We start from the raw sequence: 24507 nt of genomic DNA on the forward strand, positions 1-24507 counted from the left end.
GACATCAAACCACCATTTTATCCGCCTGCGGAAGAGAGAGTGACACAACAATTCCGGCAATCATCAGCATGCCGAACAAAGCAATCAGCCATTCTACCCCGAAAATATCAGCGCCGAATCCAATTATCGCTGACAGCACCGTTATGAATCCGACCAGAGTATTGCTCACGGCAACGTAAAGAGGACGGTCTTTTTCAGGCGCGGCATCCACAAGATAGGTTTTCCGGCCCATCCGTATGCCGGCGTGGGCAAATCCGGCAATCAGAAAGACAGATGAGAAAAGAATGGGGGTCTGCCAGTCACCCGGCACAAACAGAAATCCGAGTGCAACCGCGGCGCCGATCACTCCAACAAATCCGCCGGCGGCCATCACATGTTTACTGGAGCGATCGGCAAAACGTCCCCAAAAGTAGCTGCTGAGAACCATCGCCAGGCTGTTTGCGATCACAAATAGTCCCAGGCTGCTCACCTCCGTTCCGGTGATATCCCGCGCAAAGATCGAATAGAATGGAATCACCAGCATCACGCTCAGCAAGAGCGAACGCGCAATGATGAATTTGAGAAACTGCGGCTGTTCTTTAAGCAATCCCCACCCTTCAGTCGCCTCTTTTAATGCCGTACGTGATCCGCCGGTAGCACCGGGTTCCTCTTTGATCATAAAAAAGAAGAGTGCCGCTACAAACCAAAGAACACCGGCCGCCACGAGCAGTATGGCGTAAAGCCCCACATCTTCACCGTCGCCAATGTAATGATACACCCAGTAACCGGCTCCCAGGGATAGAATTCCGCCAGCCGTGGCACGGATAGAAAGCAGCGTTCCCCGTTTTCCTTTAGGGATGGTTTTGGCGAGTACATCTTTAAAACTGACCGACCCTACCCCACTGGCCATACTGAAAAGTGCCAGCAGCAACAAAATGACTACTCCACCCCAGACTCCGGAAAGAGTGACCGCCATCAGCGCCATCAGAAGAAGCGCCGCTGCCTGCGTAACGCCCGCCCCTACCCAGAACCATTTTCGACGGCGGTATTCTCGGATCCGTCCCGATATGGCAAGTTGCGGCAGAAGTGATCCTCCCCGGCTGATCGGCACGAGAAATCCGCTGAATGATGCCGGGGCACCGATCGCCGAAAGCAGCCACGGCAGAACCAGTCCCGGACTGGCGATCTGTTCCGCAAGTTTTGTGCACGTGCCGTTGAAAGCGTTCAGAAAAAAGTTACCGGGCGCTTCTTTGCATGCACTATCGGGAATAGCTGCGCAGGCATTGTCATCGTCTTCGGTTATAAACTCGTAGACGTTCTGAGATAAATCTTTGTAAGGTTCTGACATTCAATGATTTTAGATCTCTTTTACGGTCTTCACTTTTACAGCGTTCTCTCGTATACCGTTCCCTTGTATCCGTCCCTCATAAAAAAACGGAAGTAACCTCCTTAAATCTAACCCGCAATATTCACGAATAGATATATAATTTATTCAGTATTTGGATATTATGTGTCCCAATGAAGTACATAGATCTGTTTCATCTTTATTTGTTTTGAAGGAATTTCCCGCCCAACTAATTCTGAAACTTTTCCTTTTGTTTCATTCGAAACATTGATGCCATATATAATTTTTTTGATGACTGCCCCAGGAATTTGTTTCGCCTCATTCCCTTGCCTTGTTACCATTCGCCATTCACTTTCATGCTGCCAATGCATGGATTTAGTATAGAATAGATCTAAAAACCTTCCGTGTTTTTCGTTCATTATTTCATGCACAACAAATTCAGGCTGTTGTTCTGTGTATTGAACCTCTTTCAGACTTTTAGACTCCTCGGGAATATCAATTTCAAGACATATGCCATTATGATTACCTGCATATTGTGCCCACATAATAATATTTAGTGGATTTGTAGAGAAGCTAAGGACTCCAATATTCGCGACTTTTACTTCCATTAGTTTTGTCACCATATCTTGCAAATACCACATTGCAATATCTTTTGTACCGTTAGGTGTCTGTGTAGAGCTAACAATTACTTCAAAGAAGTTATAAATCTCATGTTTTGAATTACAATTGGGAAACTTTTGCAAAACTAATTCAAATTCATCGGACTCCATATCCTGCAAAATAAGCTCTATATCATTCAAGTTTTTACTGATTCTAAAATATGGCTTACAATCATACGGATCGTTTAAAAGTTCAGGTTTTGCAAACCAGAATCGATTATCTCTGATACAATTGCATCGTAACCTAAATAGCTTCTTTTGGGTTGCAGATAGTTCATTATCCCAGAATAATGGCATATACTTATATAAAAGCATATCTATTTTCTTTATTTCTGACTTATGCAGGAATTATTTATAGGAAAAGGACAAAAATTCCTAGTGGATAATCCAAGCTAAAAATCAGTCAAAATCCGTAATCAGAACTTCCGAAGGTTCTTTCTCACCACGAAGCCTTTCGGATACTTCTTCGGCACCGCGCAGAACACGCAGCATGTTGAGACCCGCAATTTTTTCAAGATCTTCCTCAGAATATCCGCGCCGGAGCAGTTCCGCAAAAAGATCCGGGTAGGTTGATACATCTTCAAGTCCTTCAGGAAGTGTTGGGATTCCGTCGTAGTCCCCGCCAATACCGATATAATCCACGCCGATCTGATCGCGGATATAATCGATATGATCTGCTACCTGGGAAAGTGTTGATTTAGGTGCCGGTCCGTGTTCGTCATCCCATTCATCCATCTTTTCAGATACTACATTTGATAGTCCCGGATTCAGGTACTCCATCTTTCGCTGATAGGCAGCCCTTTCCGCAAAATATTGCCGCCGCTCTTCCGATGTGAATGTCTCAACAAAGGTGACCATAACTAGGCCATCTTTCTCGGGAAGTATCTGCAGAACATCGTCCGGAACGTTCCTGGGGTGACCCGTTAATCCAAGTGCGTTGGAGTGCGAAAACATTACCGGGGCTTCCGATACGCGAATGGCATCTTTCATTGTTGCGGGAGTTACGTGTGACAGATCTACCATCATCCCGAGGCGGTTCATTTCGCGAATCACCTCTTCGCCAAATTCATTGAGTCCATCGTGCTGCGGATCATCCCCGGCAGCATCGGCCCAGTCGAGTGTCCTGCCGTGAGTGATGGTCATGTACCGTGCGCCCAGTTCATAAAACATCCGCAAAGTTGCAAGAGAGTTGGCGATAGAGTGGCCGCCTTCCATTCCTATGAGCGAGGCAATTTTTCCATCCTCAAAAATCCGTTCCACATCATCAGCAGTCAGCGCCAGTTCAAAATGGTCGGGATACTTTTCTACCATCCGGTAGACAAAATCGATCTGCTCCATCGTCTGTTTTACAGCCTCATTTTCCGGGATATTTGCACTTACATACACACTCCACCACTGTGCGCCTACACGGCCATCGCGAAGCCGCGGAATATCGGTATGCATCGGGCGGTCGAGTTGAGTGGTATCGTAAAAATCGAGCTCAGAAAATTTATATCCCACCCGGTTTCGGTACTGCCAGGGAGTATCATTATGGCCGTCAAACAGCGGAACACGTTCCAGAATTTCAATGGCCTGCTGGCGGTACTGTTCGTCGGAGTCGGTGACGGACTGCGCTCCCGCACATGCGGTTTGAAAAAGCAGCAGCGCGGTTATTAAGAGTATGGATTTTAGTCTGGGTATCATCATATCGGATTTGTTGAGTATTGATCTTTGAAATTGATTTATTTTCAACTGGTTTACATCTCTTCGGCTTCAGCCAGTTGTTCAAAACGGACAAACGCGGTACGAACGCGAATCAGCGGTTCGGTTTGAGTCCACGCAAAGAAGATTCCTTTATCCATCGGGGCAATTCTGGGGAAACCGCTCCTCCGGCTCGAGCTTGTGATTCCAACCCGCAAAGGCTCTCCCAGCTCATTTTCCGGCGACAGGGTCCGCATCATCACATACCCGGTACCATTTCTGCCAGCAAGCCAGCTTACATATATTTTCCCGTCATCCCCAATGGCCAGATCGGCACGCCCCTGGGCGTATTCCCGTGCGACAACAACCGGATCACCAAATGTATCCCCGCCATCTCTTGAAACGGCAACTTTCACAACCGAATCGTCATCCGCTTCGGTATACCACGAGACGGCAACCAGGTCACCATTCGCATCAATTCTTGGGCCATTTACAGGGCAGCCACTGATTTGCCATCCATCTTCGTGGACTGGACGCGGATCGGACCACTCACCGGTTTCCAGATCGTACGATGCAATTGAAATATCGCGGATTTCATCTTCGGTTCGGTCGCGGTACACAGCCAGTGCCCTGCCGTTAGAAAGCACCATATCCGTTGAACAACAGTCGCAAATCATGGCATCAATTTCTCTTTCGCGCGTGAGGGAGCCGTCACGGGAAACTTCAGCCGAGCGAAGCGTCATCGCTTTTTCGGGATCATCATATTCATCATGCCCGCGATCCTCCGTATTTCTTCCATCGAGCCAGATTGCCAAAACCCGATCAGAATCGAGCGGTTCCATCGACACAAACCCGTGCTCCGTTGCTGTTCCGTCGCGGTGTGGGGTGATGGGATCGGTCCAGCGGCGCGCCTCCTCCGCCGGAAACGCAATATTCACATTATAGGCGTACGGTCCGCCGGGAATTTTTCGAAGCCAGTGAGCGGCCACAACCTCTCCATCAAGAGAAACAACCGATGGAAAATCGGCAAAGTTTACAAAATAGTTAGTGCTCAGGCCAACCGTCCGGGGTGGTGTCCATCCCTCTTCATTATACGTCGTAAATTCAATGGCATAAATCTCTTCGTCAATGCCGGAGATCCAGCTCATGGTAATCGTACCCGAATCATCCTGATGGAGATTGGGATAGCGGCTGCCGATTTCTGCCGGGTTATTCAGACTAAATTCAAATGTGGGCTGCTGCCTTTCCTGTTCACAGGCAAGCAGCAAGATGGAAATAAAAACGGCAATTAATGCCCGGGATAACAGATTCATACGAAACCTTTTTGGTGATGATAATCCTTGGTATTTTATAACGGATCGGCGTTGCGGCCGGTTCCTAAAATAATCGTGATAGTTTAAACATCCTAACCGGTTTCCTTTGCTTCAGATAGACGGAATAACATTACATTTTGGTGAACGCGCCCTTTTTGACAACATCAATACAATTATTAATCCCGGCGAGCGGATCGGCCTTGTAGGTCCAAATGGGGCAGGAAAATCGACTCTCCTCAAAATCATTGCCGGAGAACAGCAGGCGGATAGCGGCTCGATCAGCATGAGCAATGAAGCTACCGTTGGGTACCTGCCACAGGACGGGGTGGAACCTGATCCGGATCTGACCGTCTTTGAGGAAGTGGAACACGCGTTCTCTGAGATTATGAAATTGCGCGATCAGTTTGATACGGTACAGGCCAAAATGGAATCCGTAGCCGCTGACAGCGCTGAACATGAAGAGGCACTTCAGCAGTTTGGAGAAATACAGCACAAGCTGGAAAATTCCGGTTCCTACACGCTTCAGGCCGAAATTGAACGAATTCTGGCCGGACTCGGGTTTGATGAAGAAGATTTTATACGCTCCACAACCGAATTCAGCGGGGGCTGGCTGATGCGGATCGCGCTCGCAAAACTGTTACTTCGTCAGCCCACCTACCTTCTGCTCGATGAGCCCACCAACCACCTCGATATCGAATCGCTGCAGTGGATTGAAACATTTCTGAGAAATTATGATGGCGCCGTAATTATCGTATCGCATGACCGGGCATTCCTGGATAATGTGACCACCCGAACGCTGGCCCTCAGCCGCGGATCACTCGATGATTACGCCGGGAACTATACGTTTTATGAAAAAAAATATGCGAAGGAGAAGGAGCTGCTGAAACAGCAGTTTGAAAATCAGCAGAAGGAGATCAAGCAGACGCAAGAGTTTATCGACCGTTTTCGATACAAGGCTACCAAAGCGAAGCAGGTTCAGAGCCGGATCAAACAGCTCGAAAAAATGGAGCAGATTGAACTGGAGCAGGAACAGTCGGAGATCTCCTTCCACTTTCCGCCCGCCGCGCGGTCGGGCCAGGTGGTGATGAAGCTGGAAAATGTAGTAAAAAAATATGGCGACAACACCGTTTTTGACGGGCTTGATTATGAAATTGAACGGGGCGATAAGATTGCGGTGGTCGGGCCGAACGGTGCCGGTAAATCCACGATGATTCGCATCCTGGCCGGACTGGAACCCATTACAGACGGAGAGCGAAAAGTGGGCTACAACGTAACACCCGGCTATTTTGCCCAGCACCAGGCCGAAGAACTGGAGCCAAAAAATACGCCGCTGGATGAGATGCGGCTGGCCGGCTCAAATGAATCGGAGACAAAATTGCGTACCATCCTCGGGTCATTTTTGTTTGTCGGGGATGATGTGTTCAAGAAAGTTAGCGTACTTTCAGGTGGTGAAAAAAGCCGGGTGGCGCTGGCCAAAATGCTTTTGAGCGACGGCAATTTTCTGATTTTTGATGAGCCTACCAATCACCTTGATATGCAGTCGAAAGAGATCCTGCAGCAGGCACTCCAGCAGTTTGAGGGCACGCTGATGATTGTATCGCACGACCGTCATTTTCTCGACCCGATTGTCAACAAAACACTGGAAGTTCAGCCCGGACGGATCAAAACCTGGCTCGGAAATGTGAGTTACTACCTCGACAAAAAAGCGTTAGAGGAGAATTCACCTGATGCTCAACCCGAACGCTCTAAAAACGGATCATCAGCCCAATCCAATACGGATGGACTCAGCCGAAAAGAGCAACGCAGGCTTGAGGCGGAAAAACGAAATGCTCTGTCAAAGAAAATCAAACCACTGAAAAAACGCCTTCAGGAAATTGAAAAAGAAATTCAAACGCACGAAAACCGGATTTCAGAAATTGAATCAATGATGGCTGAGACCGATTTTTATGATGATTCTGAAAAGGTGAAAAAGGTCTCACTCGAATATGAAGAGTTAAAACATGAGCTGGGGCAGTCGTTCAACAAATGGGAAGAGATCGCCGGACGAATTGAGTTTATTGAGGAGGAGTATGAGAGTTGAACTGTTGAGTATCACGCTTTGGGTGCTGTGGAGTGTTACGCTGCGCGTAACGTTGAACTGTGGAATTGTTTACCCGTTTACACGTTTCGATGCCAAGAATACTCTTATCGCAATCGGCAATTCCACGATTCAACAGTTACACAGCACTTGAAGCGTGATACTCAACAACCCAACGCTAAGTAATCATTTAACTACACATTAGTAATCAATAGTCCTATGCCCGACCAAAACGAAGCGTTTATTGTTGATGCGATCCGAACTCCAATTGGCAACTTCCGCGGAACCCTTTCTCCTGTCCGGACCGATGATCTCGGGGCGATCGTGATCAAAGAGCTGATGAACAGGAATTCCGGTGTTGATCCAAAAGCGATTGACGACGTGATTTTTGGCTGTGCCAACCAGGCAGGCGAGGATAACCGGAATGTGGCTCGGATGGCGCTCCTGCTGGCGGGCCTCCCCTACTCGGTACCGGGCGAGACGGTCAACAGGCTGTGCGCTTCAAGTATGTCAGCCGCCATTCATGCGCGCCGGGCGATTGCTGCCGACGAAGGAGAGATCTTTATCACCGGAGGTGTGGAGCATATGACGCGCGGACCGTGGGCGATCTCAAAAGCATCCAAACCGTTTGGAAATGATGCAGAAATGCACGATACCAGTTTTGGCTGGCGGTTCATCAACCCGAAAATGGAGGAGCTGTACGGTACTGACGGGATGGGAAATACCGCTGAAAACCTCGTGGAAAAATATGGTATTGAACGGGAAGCGCAGGACAAGTTTGCCGCGTGGAGTCAGCTGAAAGCAGCCAAAGCCCGAGAAAGCGGCAGGCTGGCCGAAGAGATCGTGCCGGTGGAGATTCCGCGTAGAAAGCAGGATTCAATCCTTTTTAAAGATGATGAATTTATCCGTCCCGACACCACTGCCGAAGTTTTGGCAAAACTGCGACCGGCTTTCAAAAAAGATGGAAGTGTGACCGCCGGGAATGCCTCCGGATTGAATGACGGATCGGCCGCCATGCTGATCGCATCCGGAAAAGCGTTGACGGATCACAACCTGGAGCCGATGGCGCGGATTGTATCCTCAGGCGTTGCGGGTGTAGAACCGAGAATTATGGGAATCGGCCCGGTTTACGCGTCGGAAATTGCGTTGAAACGTGCGGGTCTGTCCCTTGACGATATGGATATCCTGGAGCTGAACGAAGCGTTTGCGGCACAGGTCCTTGCATGTACCAGAAAAATGGGAATTGAGGATCACGATGAGCGGATCAATCCAAATGGAGGAGCGATAGCTTTGGGCCATCCACTTGGAGTAAGCGGTGCGCGGATTCTGCAAACAGCCGCGATCGAGCTTCAAAAGCAGAAAAAGCATTACGCACTGGTTACGATGTGTGTGGGCGTTGGGCAGGGATATGCTGTGATTTTGGAAAGGGCTTAGGGGCTCACGCAACGGCGCTAAGGCGCGACGGTTAATGCATTTACAAATAAAGTATTAATGAGGCGAGACGTATTTATTGTCCTCTTTTATGGATTCACTTTCATATTTATTTCACTTTCCTACATGCTTTCTCCCAAAGCACACCCAATGAATTCTTCGATCCTTCCAGATTCCTGTGATATCAAACCATCCCCGGACTTTATATACTTCTTTCTGAATTGGTTTTTTTTAATACCTCGACATCATTCAACTCCTGAATCAAGTCCATAAACTACTGAAGCTTTTTCTATTTTTAATTTTAATCGTTACTGGATCCATCATAACTCCAGATAATTTTTATTTTAGAGTTACACAGACATACAAATTTCCTGGTATACGAAGTTGAAATCTGGATGAGATTTTTTGTTCAGCCTTGAGTTTTATTAAATCATCACAACTCTTCATTTTTTATGAAATATAATCTACAAATTTTACTCCTACTTTTTATTTCCGCTGGGATCCTCGGCTGTGATTTTGAAAACGATACCTCATCCACAGAACCCGACGTCAATCTCGTCCCCGTGGATTTTGGCTGGGCACAGTCTTCCGTCAATACAGTGGTCTTCCGGATCAACAGCATAGATAGCCATGATAATTTTCAGGTTATTTCTTATTACGACGATGAAGGAGCGGTGAAACTGGCTTCACGGTATCACGATGAAACAGATTGGCAGATCTACTCCACCCCATTCACCGGAGATGTGACCAATGCGCATAATGCAATCAGCATTGGGTTTGATGGGGATGGAAAACTTCACATGGTTTGGGGACTTCATAATGCTCCGATGCAGTATGTCCGGGCGGATCACCCGCAGGATAGTCTTTCGTTTTCTGATCCGGAGCCGATGACCGGGGAGTTTGAATCGTCTGTAACCTACCCGCAATTTTTCAAACTTCCCGATGGCGACCTGCTCTTTATGTATCGGGATGGCGGATCCGGCCGGGGTGATATCATGCTCAATCGCTATCACCTGCAGGAAGATCGCTGGAGTGCGCTTCAGCATCCGGTTATTGATGGCGGCGGTGAGCTGAGCCCTTATCCAAATCCAATCGCCATCGACAGGGATGGTGGCTGGCATCTCTCCTGGAACTGGCGGGAAACTCCCGATGTGGCCAGCAATCACAATCTTGCGTACGCCTACTCTCCCGACGAGGGCGAAACCTGGCTGACATCTTCGGGAGACCGGTACGATCTGCCTATCAACGCTGAAAATGCTGATATTGTGAGGGAGATTCCGCAAAACAGTGACCTCATCAATCAAACCACAATGGCGGCCGATGCCGATGGCAACCCCTTAATTGCTACCTATTGGCGCGCTGATGACGGTGATGTGCCGCAGTATCATGTGATCCGGCGGGATAGCGAATCTGGTGAATGGATCACACACCAGGTCACGGAACGAACGCTCGACTTCAGCCTCAGCGGATATGGCACACGGCGAATACCGATTGCAAGACCATTAGCCATCACCACGGAAGATAACCGTATTATCATGATCTTTCGCGATTTTGAACGGGGCGGCGGTGTTTCCGCATCTATCGGAGAGCCGCCAAATTATTCTGAATGGAGCATCATCGATCTTGACAGCACATCCGTTGGGCTTTGGGAACCGACTTTCGATCCATCCAAATGGAAGAATGACGGCGAGCTGCATCTTTTCCATCAGAATGTGGGACAGGGTCAGGGCGAAACTTTGGAAGAGATTTCCGCGCAGCAGATTTCGGTCCTGGAATGGAAGCCGTAAGAATTGGGACTGACAAGTATTTGATAATTATTTTTGAATGATTCGCCTTGAAACGGAAACATGAATATCAGAAATGAATTCAGCACCCTTCTGTTCTTCGGGTGTCCACAATGGAGAATATTTTCCAGCCATCAGGTTTTTTTACCAGGTTCATCGTATTTACGCCGCAATGGCTGAATTCACCGCTTACAAAAAACTGGTACTCCATCCAGGCTGTTGCAAGGTTTTCATCTTCATGAGAAATAAACGAGGTAAGCTGCTCGTCGAGCGTGCCCGGTTCTGTCGCTGAAACCGAGCGGATAAAATCGTCAAACCGGGTTTCTCTCAAGCTCGTGTTCCCGTTCTCCTGAATCACTGTATGCAGCGTTGCCCCTTCTGTGATCAGCTCTCTGATTCGTTCACCATCGGAATCTCGCATCATATCGAAGAGCGTTGTAACCACTTTTTCTATTTCATTTCCCCTTTCATCATTTCCATGACTATTGTATTCACCCGACTGGATAAGCACAAGTAAAGAACTAATTATTATTAACTTATTCATTATATATAATTTTTTGTTTCGATTTCTGAATGGGATATAGTAGCTAAACTTCACATAAGACGATACAAAAATAATTTGATATTATTATAGTGTATTAGTATACTGGTGCAGTACATAACTAATTTAATACTATGGTCTCAATAAAAAATCTGTCCTTTGCATTTAAAAAGAATGAACCGCTCTTTAACGGGTTGAATCTCGATCTGCAGCCGGGCAAAACCTACGGTCTCTTCGGATTGAATGGCGCCGGTAAAAGTTCGTTGCTGAATATCATGACCGGAATGCTTTTCCCTGCAAAAGGCGAGTGCATGGTATTTGGAAAAGAATCCCGGGAACGGGATCCGCTTGTTCTGAGTGAACTTTTTATTGTTCCCGAGCAGTTTGACCTGCCGTCACTTCCTATCCGAAAGTATATCGCCCTCCACGCCCCGTTTTATCCACGGTTTGATGTGGAATTACTAAACCGTGCGATGGAAATTTTTGAAGTGAACGGTGATAAGAAGTTACCGGATCTCTCCTATGGTCAGCGTAAAAAATTCCTGATTTCCTTTGCATTCGCAACGCAGACCAAACTGCTGCTGATGGATGAACCCACAAACGGGCTCGACATCCCTTCGAAAAGTCAGTTTCGAAAACTACAGGCTTCGCTGCAGCGGGAAGATCGCTGCGTTGTGATCTCCACTCATCAGGTGAGAGATTTGGGTTCGATGATCGACCACATAACGGTACTGAAAGATGGAAATATTGTTTTCAATCACTCACTTGAGGAGATCCTGTCCACTATTTCATTTCAAAAAACAGATCCCAATCCAAATGAGGAGATCCTCTATTCAGAAGAAATTCTGGGAGGATTGCATGCCATCACACCATATAAAAACCGGGCAAAAGAGACAGATATTGACTTGGAACTGCTTTTTAACGGCATTATCCATCAAACTGAGACAATAACACGCGAATTTAAATCGAGAGAAAAATGAAATCAATCACCCATACATCCGGATTTTCAAAAGATCGGTTTTTTCAGCTGATTAAACGCACTCTTGTTCTCAACCAAAAAAAATGGGGCATTGCTCTTGCCGGAGGATTTGGTACTCTGCTTCTCCTCGTGCTGATAATCAATACAAGTCACACCCAGGGCAGGCAGTTTGTGGTAAGCATAGGCCTCATTCTCTATCAATTCGGAGGATACATTCTCACAGCTGGTATTTTCAGCGAACTCAATAGTAAATCTTCTTCTCCTCAGCTGTTTACACTGCCGGCAACAACGTTTGAAAAGTTCTTCACTGCCTGGTTTTTGAGTTATTTTGTGTATACGGTCATCGTAATAGGATTACTTACCTTACTAAGTATGTTTCTTGGCCTGAACCCTACTCTATTATCTCTTCCCGTTACGGATCAGAATTTGAGTATTTCAAATGTAAATATGCTTGAAAAAGTAATCTCTTTCACCGTTTATCACAGCATATTTTTACTGGGTGCGGCCTATTTTAAAAGCTATAATTTCCTTAAAACTGTCCTGGCCATTGTAATCACTTTTGCCATATTTATTATTTTTCTTTGGAACCTATTGTTTGAGGTATTGACCGGAAAACATAGTTATACATATTTTAATGAATTAAGTGCCACCCCCGGGGAACTCACCCTGATCGTAACTCTATTTAAAGCTGGAATTGCTGCATTATTTCTTTTCTTCTCCTATCGTCAACTTAAAAACCGGCAGGTTGCGTGATGGAATATTCAGAAGACCGCCCGATTTACATGCAGATTACCGATCATTTTTGCGATCAGATACTGAACAAAGAATGGTCGGCCGGTGAGCGGATTCCATCGGTACGGGAGATGGCTGTCAAGATGGAGGTCAATCCTAACACCGCCATCCGCGCCTATCATTACTTGCAGGATGAAAATGTGCTTTATAATGAGCGGGGCGTGGGGTATTTCGTATCAGACAAGGCGTACGAACTCGTCCTTGACCTGAAACGCGAAGAGTTCATAAGAGAGAAACTCCCTGTTTTTTATCGGGATATGAGACAGCTTGGAATTAGCCCATTTGACCTGAAAAGTCTTTATGAAAAGCATCATGGCGATGATGAAATGTAAAAACCGCTAGGGCCGCTATTTACACAAAGAATTTGACCACCAACAGATAAAATACCTTAAAAAGATCAGTCCTCTTTCTGTAAATCACAAAACCAAAACCCCATTTTGGAGGGTGCTTTTTTATCTGTATCAGAATCATTTTGTGAACCGGGTGAATCGTATTCCCGGTAAACAACATCTCCCCGCCGGACCAGAACCGGTTGTTTAAATATCGGGCCGTCATACACAAAGGTATGAAACTCCCCGTTTTCACCGCATGGATCCACATCATCCGGCAAATCTTTCAAAAACTGCTGATCGATCTCCCTCCCGGCAAAGCTCTTTCCCAGTTTATCTGCATCCACACAAACAGCAATTGCCCGAAAACCGTCATCAATAAACTGCTGCATCAGCTTTCGGGTATCTTTTCCCCAGATCGGAAATATCGATTGTAATCCTACCTCTTTCATCTGATTCTCTCTGTACTCTTTCAAATCCTCCAGGAAGATATCGCCGAATGCTGCCTGTTCGAAACCGACACTTTTGTGGCGAATCATCTCACGTTTCATCAGCTTGTTATAGAGCTCCATTCCGGGCTGATCCGGCAGTTCGAGAACAGATAGAGGCAGGCCGATTTGCTTCGCCTGCCTCCTGATGAGTTCGATTTGAACTCCATGCATGGTCACCCTCGCCCGATTCCGGTTAATGGCTGTAAACAATCGCACCCTATGATCTTCCCCTGACTGAAGCAGCTTGTGCAATGCGAGCGCACTATCTTTTCCTCCGCTCCAGTGAAAGATTGTTTTGGCCGATTGTTTGGTCATCGCATTAGGTTATTTCTGATGATTTCAGTGAAGGAACTGAGCGCGCTGACCACTCAAACAAGCCAAACATTACCACGCCGTATGCCAGTGTTCCCGCAAGAAGATTCAGCTCAAACGGAATCGCGGCAACCAGGCATAGCCAAAGCCCCTCTAACGTAAGCGGGTACATCGGGCTGGAGAGCCAAACGCCGATATCGGTCACGATCCAGTGAATAAATACAATTGCAACGGAAGCTCCTACAAACCGTCCGACTCCTTTGTTTGGTTTCATCCAGCGCCCGGCAAATACCATCAGCGCAAAAGCACCGTACACCCAGAGGAACCCATCATAAAAAAAGACCCACTCTCCAAAATAGAGAAATCGGTTGAGCATGATATCACTCAGCCAGAGTGTAAGCAGCGGGAATATTAACGCTTTGGAGCGACTGAAATAGGCCCCTCCAAATAGTGCCATAGCCCCGATCGGCGAGAAATTCGCCATTGCCATCTCGCCGGCGTGAGAACCCATATAAACGCGCCAGGTTGCCATTGCGGCGATGAAAAGCAGAATTACCGCACCAGCCATCCCAAAAGTAAATGTATCTTTAAGTCTGTTCATAGTTGTTCAGGTGACGAATCAGAGATTGAACCGGAGTCCGGCTTTTACGGCTGTTCCCATGGTATTATACCCATACACCTCCGTAAAATCGGAATTGAACAGATTTTTCACATCTCCAAAGATCGTGAATCTGCCATCATACAGTTTATACTCCGCATAGATATTCACGAGCGTATATGCATCAAGAGTCACATCTTCCTGCATAAAATTATCGGGATTGAAGAAAATATCGGTTCGCTCGCCATTGTACTCACCATCCAGCCGAACATAGATCTGATCGGTAACAGATACTCCGGCATTAAAACCAAAACTGTTCGTTGGCCGGCGAATCAGGTTGCTTTGCGTATCTTCTCCATCTTCTCCGAATGTTGTAATTTCGCCGTCAAGATAATTGTACCACGCGCCGGTTCTGATGCGGTTATTGATGATCCAATCAGCAGATAGCTCAATTCCCTGATCGTTCTGACGATCCCGGTTGATGTATCCTGTCGGGCCATAGATGATCAGATCGTCAATCTCCCGGTTGAAATACTGAGCGCTCAATTTCAGGGATTGGTCCAACAGGTATGATTCTGCCCCGATATTAAAATAGAGACTTGTTTGAGGATCCAAATCCGGATTGGCGCCAAACTGACCAAATAGCTCATCCAGTGTTGGAGCTTTAAATCCGCTGCTGACCGATGCAAAGAGCTTCACCTGATCCGTAACCTGATACGACGGCGCAATACTGAATGTGGAATTGTTGCCGTACTCGCTGTGGTTGTTCAGCCTGTAGCCGATTTCAGTACTCAGTCCATTCCAATCCTTAAGATAGAGTGTGGCGTACGGACTAACGACCTGTGCATCTCTCTCTTCAAATACCACCGTTACAGGATTTCCATTATTGTCAAACCCCTCATCTTCGCTTTCGGGAATCGTAAAATCCTGGAAATTGAATCCCGCCAGAACCTGCAGGTGATTTGTCAGCCTGTAATTTCCAAACAGATCGGCATTGTGCATCTGCCCCTCAAATTCATTAACCCCAAACTGCGAATCAAACATTCGCTGGGTTCGTGAGTAGTTATATCCTCCATTCAAACGCAGATCACCCCTGCTGAACTGTGCCTGCACTCCGGGATTCAGAAGCTCAAGAGAATAAAAGTTATCCGCATCCTGGAAAGCGTCTGCGTCGTAATCTCCCTCATTTTTGGAATAGTTCAGAAATGGAGAAATCGTAAGATTTTCAGTCACTGAAACGTCTGCCTTTCCAAAAAATGAATCCAGTGAATAACCATCGTCACCGAAGGTTCCTGTATCTTCGGGATCACGGGCGGCACTGAATCCGTCACTCGTCTCCCGGTTGTAATTCAGCGTATAGCGCACTCGCTCGCCGGCACTTCCATTCACGCCCACATTTCCATTAAAGGTGTTATATGAGCCATACGAAAGGCGTCCGGTTGCGTTCACAAGTTCGTCACCGCCGCTTCGGGTAATCAGGTTTACCACACCTGCGATGGCATCGGTACCGTAAAGAGTGGACTGACTTCCTTTGATAATTTCAATTTGTTCAATGTTATTTGTGGGCAGCAGCCGCAGGTCAAAAAGTCCGCCAACCCCGGATGGATCACTCACCGGCAGACCATCCACAAGAATAAGAGTATTTTGAGCTGCTGCGCCCTGTAAATAGAGAATTCGTCCGTTTGATGGGGCTCCATAGGAATCGTTTACCCGGATTCCACTCTGCTGATTCAGAATCTGGGAGAGATCCCGGCCGCTATTTCGTTCAATCTCTTCGCGGGTGATCAGGATAACGGGCTTTGTTGTTTCCCGCTGCGTAAGCGGCAGTTTGGATGCTGTAACCACCACACGATCGAGTTCAAGAGTATCGGTCGCGACATCGGAAGGTTCCGATTCAATAAATGGCTGTGCCTGAATTGCTGAGGCGCACAGCAGAAATCCCGCTAATAGTAGATAAATTTTGCTCATGGTCGAATTGATTTTATTTAGTTTAACCGATGAGCTTTCGAGAAAAAATAGAAAGGTGTACTACAATAACATCCGCACAATTTAATAACGCACGGGCAGAGCAGTTCCACATTCCTGGCTTTTCCTCCGAAAGCCTGAATTATTTATGATTTGCAACCAGGCAGGTCTTCTGACTCACTCCCCTTCAGCAGCCTTCCCGTTCCATTTTGGGTGGAACAGTGGCAAAGAGTACTGAAGGTTTCGATAGAGCTTACAGCTACGGGGATAGTTTCGGATTTTCACCGGATTCCCTTTTCATCCCGACTGCCCGGAGGCGGACGGGAACCTGTTGCGGCATGAATGGTACCGTGAAATCGGATGGATGTCAATACTCAATTAACTCCATTTTCCATGAATTGAATCTCTCTGATTTCTTCTGTTGGATGAGTTAGATTCACTCATAGCTGTCTAAAACGTAAATCCATTTAGAAAATGGATTATTAACGCAGAATCATCCTTATTAATCCGCCGATTTTGAAGATACATTTGACTTATCAGCGTTACTCCGCGAAATTCAGCGAAATTCAGCGAAAAAAAGCCGGGGTTCAATCTGCCGCATCCCAAATCGGTTTTCCCATAAATTTGGAAAGTTTCGCTGCATCCCGGCGGATCTGCCTCTTTTTCCCGTGGCGCATTACGTTGTACCGCTGAGTATCATTCATCACAACATTCATTTCATAGATGTAAAACGACTTATTATTACCCTTTAAAAATTTTGAGACAAGCTGAATGGCGTGCACATCACTGAGTTTCAATTCGTTGTTCATGAGTTCTGTCATATTTTTTTCTTTTCCAGGTTTCTCCACCCAGAACCGGTTTTTTAGCTTATCAAAAATCATTTTCTCTGATAGTTTCCGAAAGAAAAAGGCACCAACTCCAACAAATATCAGCCCGAACAGAACAGAAGCAAATGACATGTGGAAAAGATCCTGATTACCTGACAGATAACCGGCTGAAATCAGCACAAGCGGAATGGCAAGGCCCATGATCACAAAAATCATCGGAAAAATTTTACTGATCAGTGTCGGTTCACTTTCTATGCGAGACGATCCGGCTTCAACCAGTTTGTGGGTTTGAAAGTTACTTCCGCCTGCTTTGATTACGGTCCAATTCACCTGTTCCGCTATCGGGTCATTAAACCGTGCAGCATCAAAAGTAACACCATTTTTTCGCTGGCTGATCTGATCTGTGATATTTTTCAATTTATCAAGCATGATTCATATAGGTTAAATTCCATGTGCAAGGTTGTGATGTTAACCTGATGTTTTAAGGCAGTTAAAAAAAGAACATCCGTATAATATTCAGCGTAAAAGAACAGATAAAAGTGGTGTAAATAAATACTTTACAATCTACTTTACCAATAACATTTTTCTGTTGATTACCGTATTCCCGGTTTTGAGCTGATAGAGATAAACTCCGCTTGATAAATTTCCGGCATTAAACCGTACGTGATGCGAACCGGCTGTTTGCTGTTCACTCACTAAAACCTGAATCTTTTGCCCCAGTAAATTGAATACATTCAGTTCAACAAATCCGGCTTCAGAAATAGTATAAGAGATCAAGGTTGACGGGTTGAACGGGTTCGGATAGTTTTGATGCAGCTGGAATTGATCCGGTATTTTAACAGGTTCTATAGATACACTTTCATTCATCACATTAGGGTAAATAGCTATGTAATCACGTAAATCTGGTTCGTTCTCATTAACTCGCGATCCATCTTTATTTATAACTGTGATCACAATATCCCGCAATCCATTGTTGTTTAGATCGGCGGCAATCACATTTTTCATCCCGATTACGGAACTATCTATAGTTTTTCTTTCTGCAAACACACCTTCCCCTACATTTTCATACCAGTGTATATCTCCGTTCAACGCATCCGTCCATGTCCTGTACACATTTGAAATTGAAACTACATCGTATAATCCATTTTGGTTCAAATCCGCGATATACAGATCCTCGTAGCCCGCTCCGCCTGAAGAACTCAGGTTCGTTTGATGCCACACCGAATCAATGTCCGTTTGCTCCATAACGATCAGATATTGATTCACCAAATTGTTTGGAGTCCAGGACGTAGTAGCAGCAACAATTTCGGGCCGCCCATTCAGATTTAAATCAGCGGATTTCATTGTTCGTACGGCATGTGTGCTTCTTAGTTCATCCAATTGAAACTTTACGGGAAGATGCTCTCCATCATCAAATCTGTTTAGCCAGAAATTGAATACATTATTAAAAACCGGCTCATCTTCATCCCGTTCTCTGCTTATGATGATCAATTCATCGTTTCCATCTCCATTCAGATCCGCCGCAACATTGACATTTGCACCGGTAAGTTCAGCACCAACAACCACCGGTTCTGCGAACTGCCCGTCACCCTGATTATCCATTCGAAGCACCATTTCATTACTAAGAATCGTCACTGCTACATCAAGATGCCCATTGCCATTAAAATCTCCCATGGAAAAATGATCCCCTTCATATTCCCCGGATGCAATAATGGAAGCATCATCAAAGTCCACGGAACCCTGAATTTTGTACCAAGCCAAGGTAAACTCCCTTTTTCTTTCTTTCTGAAGAGGATTATCATTTGCACTCTGATACGTATAATACCACCTTGATGAGAGTACTACCAGATCGTCCTGTCCGCTGCCATCCACGTCATACATTTCAATCTGCAGCACATTCTCCATTGAATCATCAATAATGATTGGAGGCGAAAACTGAAAATTCCCAAGGTTTCGATACCATACCAATCCTTTCTCGTGCTGTTCTGAACTTACAATCAGGTCATTCAATCCATCTCCATCTACGTCGAAACTGATCAGATCCACTGGAGAACTTACATCCGATGCTTCAATTACGGTGCGGTCCCACATCAAGTCATCAGAATACTCAAACCAGGCCAGTTCGTCGTTTAAACTGCTTGATCCGATCAGGTCCAATTGCCCATCCATCGTGATGTCAGCAGCAACCATCACATCATACCAGGTAGTGGATTCTGCCAGCAATTGGGAATCCGAAAAATTACCTCCCCCCTCATTCTTCATCCACACTATTTTTGATGGCTCAAAGCTATTAGGCCGCGTAACAGCTACAATATCCTTCATCCCGTTTTGGTCGACATCAATGAGCTCTACAAATGAAAATCCTTCAAATGTACTCTCTAATACAATCGGTTCACTAAAGTTACCTTCACCAAGATTTTCATGAAAATAAATATGTCCTGAATAGCCATGATTGCCATTCATAATATCCGTGTAGATTTCCGTACCTGAAACAATATCCGGTTTTCCATTTGAATTCATATCACCAATAGCAATATCAGTAACTTTTTGGTATCCGTACTGAGCAACTTCTGTAAATTGGTGATTACCATCCGTTTGTTCCAGATAAACACCGATTTGACTGTTATCGATGTAATGATTGTCTGCCATAATCAAATCCATTTGCTGATCACCATTCATATCAGCCAACCAAAGCTTACCAGAGGGCTGACCAGAATCGCCAGATAGCAATTCTGTGTATTGAATATTCAACGATTCTGAATTTGAACGGCTGTCCATCGAAAGAGTCATAGAGCCGACCGTTCCAATTCCGAAATCATCCGAAATAAAGAGTATAGGCTGTTCATCTTCCGGCTGTTTAGTAATTTTTATGTCTCGTAACAGCCGACTCTCCTCCGCATATTCAATTTGTCGGATTTCGGAATCACTTAAGTCATCAATACCTTGTTGAATAAAGAACCCTCCATTGTATGCATGGAACCACACCAGGTCGATATTTCCATCACCAGTTGCGTCTCCCACATCAAACCCCTTGATATTTACGTCTGTTTCAACAAGAAGATTTACCGGGCCAAATTGTCCATTTTTCAGATTTTGGAACCAGCTAATCTGATTTTCGGAAGATATAAGGATATCCGGGTATCCATCCTGGTCTACATCCACCACTTTTAGTCCGGATATATTTGAAGCAGTCCGATCTCCCAGAATAATTTGATTTCCAAAACCACTGTTTTGCGCATTTCCATTTTCTGATACAAGCATGAATAGAACGATGATGAAAAGTGTATTCCAGAATCTATGCAACCGTGTAAAGTTTGTCATTGATGAAAGAGTTTATTTAATTCTGATTTTGAGAATGTAAAAAATAAGATTTTCATTTAGAATTAGAATCAAACAGGAGAACATCATGAGTGAAAACAACCAGCCTTTTGGAAATGAAGAGGAGAATGAACCGGAAATCTGGGATGAACACCGCTGGGAGGAGTTTTTCAGGGAATCGGACAAACGAACGGAGAAATACACCTACCTTTTTGAAAAATACATGGATCACCCCGACCGCGACAGGATTATTTTTGAGGAGATGGGCTGGACTCATCTTCTGGAAGATTTCGAGGAGGAACAGAATGAGTGGATGGATGATTTTGACATAGATGAATATGAAGAAGGTGAAGAGTGGAAACAGCAGACCGGTTACGATCCTACTGATTTTGAGAGTTTTGAGAATATGCCTCTCTACCAAAAAGCGTTTAAATTCACGATGGATGCCATGGATATGGCTGATGAACATCTCATCGATATTGAGGACGAATCAGTAAAAGAATTTGCGCGTTCGCTCACAGTTCCTCCGGCCAAAATTGCGGGCGGGTTCGGATTTGGGTTTGAGATGGACAGCCTGGGCGGCAACATTGCCAACTGCAAGCGGGGCCTCAACGCCGCAAACCGGATGCTGAATGCCCTTTACGAAATCGGCGAAAAGGAGCTGCTGGACAGAGATATTTATCTCGAATTTTACGCACGTGCAAAAGAAGTTCGCGATGAACTGGCAATCTATATCGTGGAACTGCGGGAGCGTTTTAGGCGAGGGATATCCTGAATTTGATGATAATCGCTATTTGAATGAGACCCGTTTTTTGGAGCGAGGCTTTACAGTGAATTGCCGTTCTATACATGGGATGCACAGATCACAAATATTCCTCATTTCATTCAAAAAAAACTACTTTTTTATTGAAATAGAAAATAATCAGAACCCACATTATGATTTCATTAGGGTACGCTTTTCTTTTCCGGTTCCTATTGTGGCATTTATAAAACCAATCATAAACCCGACAAAAAGTACGATAAAGATATCGATTTCAGTGAGTGGATACTTCGCATAAAAAACACCCACAGCTATTAGAAGCATTACAAGAACATCCACAATAAACTTCCATGAAAGAAAAAAGCGAGGAGGAATTATATAGTTCCCTTTTATGAACTTCATATATTTGTGCACCGTGTAAATAAACCCTATCGCTAAGAAAATATAAATCACCCAATTCATATGTATCCCTTTTAGCTCTTCATTATACATTGAGAAGTTGTGAGTAACTTTTTCATATATATACCTCACAGATTACGTTCTGCTATGCCATTCCATTTCAGGTATGATCTAAAATACGGTACATACTTACAAAAAATCTGAGAAATAAATCAATTTTCTTCTCTAAAATGGCTTACAGTTTATTCAGCTTAGCCTCTCGCATACAAAAACCAAACCATTTAAAACTGATGGTATCGCAGATATATCCTATTTCACACAAGACGGCCTCACTCCCACCGCCTCGCCTGCTGCATCCGCCTGAGCTCACCGGAATCAATCATCTCCTGCAGACGCTCATTTCGTTCAGGGGATTTACTGGTCAGATGCCACTCTCCGCAAAACTCGCACCGATACACGTTTTGCGGGCCCTGATCCGGAGGAAAGTTACGATGGATGTGAATATCAATCAGGGAGGTTTCCGCCAGGAATTTTGTGCTGTATTGATTTTTTCCTTTAGGACAGTTCATGTTTTAATATATCAATAGATATAATTTCGTAAAAGGCTTATCAGCAATCCTCCAAGGGTTTAGAACCCTTGGAGGGTTATACCTATTTAAAACTCCCACCGCAGCATCGCATTGATATTCCGCGCCGGCATCGGGTTGTTACGGTCTTCCACTCGGCTCAGGTGATCGCGATAGCTTTCGTTGAGCAGATTGTCTACCCGAACACTGAACGATACGCCGTGACCAAGCCGATACCCGGCATCCATCCCAACCAGCAGGTATCCGTCAGTTGGATCCTCATTGGGTGCAACCCTGTCCTGAGAGTTGGCAATTCTGAGCCTTGGCCCGGCCCACCAGTCACCCGTATCGTACATCATGGAAAGATGCGTTCTGAATGGCGGAATAAAAGGCAGATCGTTCTGGTCTCCTGTTCGTTCCCGGCCTCTCACGTAATCAAACCCGACTCCTGCACGAAGCTGATCGGTAAATGCAATATCGGTTTGAAACTCAAAACCGTAGAGCAGGGCATCGGTTGATCCGTATTCAAACACTGGAAGTCCTGATGGCCCGTGAATTTCTCCTGTTGGCGAAAAATTAATAAAGTTATTTATGCGATTCACATACAGGGAGAGCTCGCTATAGATACGGTTTGATCTGTATTTCAAAAACAAATCGGTGCCTATGCTGGTTTCATTATCCAGCGTTGGGTCACCGATATCAAAAGAGCCTGCAGCCAGGTGTGGTGCATTGGAATAGAGCTCCTCAATACCCGGAGTTCGGAATGCCCTCGCGACCTGGAAACCCGCCTCCCAGTTCCTGTTTGGGGTATAGTTCAGCCCGATGGCGCCTGCAAAAATCAGGTCGGACCGATCCTCAAATTCACCGGGATCCGTAAAGAGTTCGTTGGTCTTTACAAATGTCTCCTTGAACTCCAGCCGTGCTCCGGTTTTAACATTGAAGCGTGAATTCAGCCGGATCTCTTCATACAGATAACCGGCAAGAAAATAACTGTCGGCGTCCGGTGTCAGAGCCTCATCGCCGCCCACGGTAAGCTGAGAATAGTTCATGCTTAAACCCAGGGCACCTTCAAACCTCCCGATAGGCCTGTGGCGAAGCAGTAATGAACTACTCACGGTCTGTTGATTGAAGGAGATTTCAAGATCTTCGTCCACGGATCCGTCGGGATTTATTTCTGATTCGATCTCATCATGAACATAATCGCTGAGCTGAATTCTCAGTTCAGCCAGTTCAAAAAACCGGTCCATCTTTAGTGTCGAAATGCTCTGAAGATTTGTCCGGTTCATCCGGATCTCCACATTTTCATTCGGATCATCGATCGCTTCGGGCAGGCCATACGTGTAATCCATGCCTGAGACAGAGAGCCCCGTCTCAAAATTGCCGGACCGATACCCCAATCCCGAACCAAAACTGACGTTATTGACTGACGTATCGGGGAGTCGTCCCTCGGGCGTTCGAATGTCTCCTCCATCCCGGTAGATGACCCGTCCCGTAACGGCAAAGCTGTCCCATCCCTGCTGAAACCGTGCCAGGCCGGCACCCATATCATTCACGGTAGCAGCGTGTGTAGCCAGGCTGCCCGACGGACCTTTATCCCAATCGCGGGGCATATCGTTGCTGAACATATTCACAACACCGCCGATTGCACTGGATCCGTAAAGGAGACTGGCCGGCCCTCTGACCACTTCTACCCGATCCATTGAAAGCGGATCAAGAGATACGGCGTGATCCACGGCGGTACCGGATAAATCCCCCATCCGCTCACCATTCTGAAGAACCAGGACACGGTCGCCGTCCAGCCCGCGAATGACAGGGCGCGATGGAGCAGAACCGAATGATCGCGTTGAAACTCCCGGACTTCCATCCAGGATCTCACCCAAACTGGGAGCTGCCTTTTGCTGAAGAGCTTCCCTGTTCAGTGCCTGCGCGGGTTGATATTGAATACTCCGCCCGATCGGAGAGCTTGTTACAATCACATCATCCGCCCTGAAAATATCCTGCTGCAGTTTAATCGATAAAAACCCATCTTCGGGATGATCAACCGATAGGCTTATAGCTGTGAATCCTACCGCTCGGATGGAAAGTGTGTAGCTGCCCTGCGGGAGGCTGTCAAATTGAAAACGGCCATCTGCATCCGCAGCCGTACCGCGTTCTGTTTCCTGTATGATGATTGTTGCGCCGGGAATTGGTTCTCCGGTAGCAGCCTCCAGTACTTCACCTTTCAGGGTTTCATTTGTGTTGATCGTGCCGGCTTCAAGGCTGCCTGCACCAAGTAACAGCAACACCACTGCCATAATTGTTGTATTGAAAATCTTCATAATAAATCCTTTTGATCTTAAATAATGGTGACTTTTATAAGCTA

The 24507-nt window shown here is 45.9% G+C and carries 19 protein-coding genes and 1 riboswitch; of the genes, 7 read left to right on the plus strand and 12 right to left on the minus strand.

All coding sequences use genetic code 11. The features are described from left to right. Window positions 1-4 precede the first annotated feature (4 nt). The 4 genes from DYD21_RS11865 to DYD21_RS11880 all read right to left on the minus strand — a co-directional run bounded on the left by DYD21_RS11865 (window position 5) and on the right by DYD21_RS11880 (window position 4976). On the minus strand, window positions 5-1327 hold the full coding sequence (locus DYD21_RS11865) for an MFS transporter (protein WP_116036935.1): 1323 nt from the start codon (window positions 1325-1327) through the stop codon (window positions 5-7). 158 nt (window positions 1328-1485) lie between these two features. Next, a complete protein-coding gene (locus tag DYD21_RS11870; RefSeq protein ID WP_116036937.1) occupies window positions 1486-2298 on the minus strand; it encodes a DUF2971 domain-containing protein in 813 nt (270 codons plus the stop codon). Window positions 2299-2382: 84 nt separating this feature from the next. Further along, a complete protein-coding gene (locus tag DYD21_RS11875; RefSeq protein WP_116037143.1) occupies window positions 2383-3666 on the minus strand; it encodes a dipeptidase in 1284 nt (427 codons plus the stop codon). A 53-nt stretch (window positions 3667-3719) separates the two neighbouring features. Continuing rightward, window positions 3720-4976, minus strand: a complete 1257-nt coding sequence (locus tag DYD21_RS11880) for a sialidase family protein (RefSeq protein WP_116036939.1) — start codon at window positions 4974-4976, stop codon at window positions 3720-3722. A gap of 106 nt (window positions 4977-5082) precedes the next feature. Here DYD21_RS11880 and DYD21_RS11885 point away from each other — a divergent pair, with 106 nt between their 5' ends. The 3 genes from DYD21_RS11885 to DYD21_RS11895 all read left to right on the plus strand — a co-directional run bounded on the left by DYD21_RS11885 (window position 5083) and on the right by DYD21_RS11895 (window position 10271). Further along, complete coding sequence (locus DYD21_RS11885; protein ID WP_116036941.1) at window positions 5083-7056, plus strand: ABC-F family ATP-binding cassette domain-containing protein; 1974 nt, start codon at window positions 5083-5085, stop codon at window positions 7054-7056. A gap of 216 nt (window positions 7057-7272) precedes the next feature. Then, the gene (locus DYD21_RS11890) at window positions 7273-8487 is read left to right on the plus strand and encodes a 3-oxoadipyl-CoA thiolase (protein ID WP_116036944.1); all 1215 of its coding nucleotides are present in this window, start codon (window positions 7273-7275) and stop codon (window positions 8485-8487) included. Between the two features lie 449 nt (window positions 8488-8936). Then, window positions 8937-10271 (plus strand): BNR repeat-containing protein, encoded by a 1335-nt coding sequence (locus DYD21_RS11895; RefSeq protein WP_116036946.1) that lies wholly within the window; start codon window positions 8937-8939, stop codon window positions 10269-10271. A gap of 79 nt (window positions 10272-10350) precedes the next feature. Here DYD21_RS11895 and DYD21_RS11900 read toward each other — a convergent pair whose 3' ends face one another. Further along, complete coding sequence (locus DYD21_RS11900) at window positions 10351-10812, minus strand: nuclear transport factor 2 family protein (protein ID WP_147303571.1); 462 nt, start codon at window positions 10810-10812, stop codon at window positions 10351-10353. 131 nt (window positions 10813-10943) lie between these two features. Between DYD21_RS11900 and DYD21_RS11905 the strand changes: the two genes are divergently transcribed. The 3 genes from DYD21_RS11905 to DYD21_RS11915 are packed head-to-tail and all read left to right on the plus strand — an operon-like array spanning window position 10944 to window position 12912. Continuing rightward, on the plus strand, window positions 10944-11789 hold the full coding sequence (locus tag DYD21_RS11905; RefSeq protein ID WP_116036952.1) for an ATP-binding cassette domain-containing protein: 846 nt from the start codon (window positions 10944-10946) through the stop codon (window positions 11787-11789). Then, a complete protein-coding gene (locus tag DYD21_RS11910; RefSeq protein ID WP_116036954.1) occupies window positions 11786-12541 on the plus strand; it encodes a hypothetical protein in 756 nt (251 codons plus the stop codon). Before DYD21_RS11905 ends, DYD21_RS11910 begins: the two co-directional genes overlap by 4 nt. Further along, on the plus strand, window positions 12541-12912 hold the full coding sequence (locus DYD21_RS11915) for a GntR family transcriptional regulator (RefSeq protein ID WP_199535524.1): 372 nt from the start codon (window positions 12541-12543) through the stop codon (window positions 12910-12912). The genes DYD21_RS11910 and DYD21_RS11915 overlap by 1 nt, the downstream gene beginning before the upstream one ends. Before the next feature lie 65 nt (window positions 12913-12977). Here DYD21_RS11915 and DYD21_RS11920 read toward each other — a convergent pair whose 3' ends face one another. The 5 genes from DYD21_RS11920 to DYD21_RS11940 all read right to left on the minus strand — a co-directional run bounded on the left by DYD21_RS11920 (window position 12978) and on the right by DYD21_RS11940 (window position 20423). Then, complete coding sequence (locus DYD21_RS11920) at window positions 12978-13715, minus strand: diphthine--ammonia ligase (protein ID WP_116036959.1); 738 nt, start codon at window positions 13713-13715, stop codon at window positions 12978-12980. 4 nt (window positions 13716-13719) lie between these two features. Next, window positions 13720-14313: a DUF6580 family putative transport protein gene (locus DYD21_RS11925; protein ID WP_199535525.1), complete on the minus strand. Its 594-nt coding sequence runs from the start codon at window positions 14311-14313 to the stop codon at window positions 13720-13722. 18 nt (window positions 14314-14331) lie between these two features. After that, entirely contained in the window at window positions 14332-16278 is a 1947-nt protein-coding gene (locus DYD21_RS11930; RefSeq protein ID WP_116036962.1) for a TonB-dependent siderophore receptor, read from the minus strand. A 141-nt stretch (window positions 16279-16419) separates the two neighbouring features. Next, a riboswitch (cobalamin riboswitch) is annotated at window positions 16420-16622 on the minus strand. Window positions 16623-16862: 240 nt separating this feature from the next. Beyond that, a complete protein-coding gene (locus DYD21_RS11935) occupies window positions 16863-17531 on the minus strand; it encodes a hypothetical protein (protein WP_116036964.1) in 669 nt (222 codons plus the stop codon). A 135-nt stretch (window positions 17532-17666) separates the two neighbouring features. Then, a complete protein-coding gene (locus tag DYD21_RS11940; protein ID WP_116036966.1) occupies window positions 17667-20423 on the minus strand; it encodes a T9SS type A sorting domain-containing protein in 2757 nt (918 codons plus the stop codon). A gap of 85 nt (window positions 20424-20508) precedes the next feature. Here DYD21_RS11940 and DYD21_RS11945 point away from each other — a divergent pair, with 85 nt between their 5' ends. Continuing rightward, entirely contained in the window at window positions 20509-21195 is a 687-nt protein-coding gene (locus tag DYD21_RS11945) for a hypothetical protein (protein ID WP_116036969.1), read from the plus strand. A 713-nt stretch (window positions 21196-21908) separates the two neighbouring features. Here the strand turns inward: DYD21_RS11945 and DYD21_RS11955 are convergent. Both DYD21_RS11955 and DYD21_RS11960 read right to left on the minus strand, forming a co-directional pair. Then, on the minus strand, window positions 21909-22148 hold the full coding sequence (locus tag DYD21_RS11955) for a hypothetical protein (protein ID WP_116036974.1): 240 nt from the start codon (window positions 22146-22148) through the stop codon (window positions 21909-21911). Between the two features lie 86 nt (window positions 22149-22234). Beyond that, the gene (locus DYD21_RS11960; RefSeq protein WP_116036976.1) at window positions 22235-24463 is read right to left on the minus strand and encodes a TonB-dependent receptor; all 2229 of its coding nucleotides are present in this window, start codon (window positions 24461-24463) and stop codon (window positions 22235-22237) included. Between the last annotated feature and the right edge of the window lie 44 nt (window positions 24464-24507).

Source organism: Rhodohalobacter sp. SW132, assembly GCF_003390325.1.
Classification (GTDB): Bacteria; Bacteroidota; Rhodothermia; order Balneolales; family Balneolaceae; genus SW132.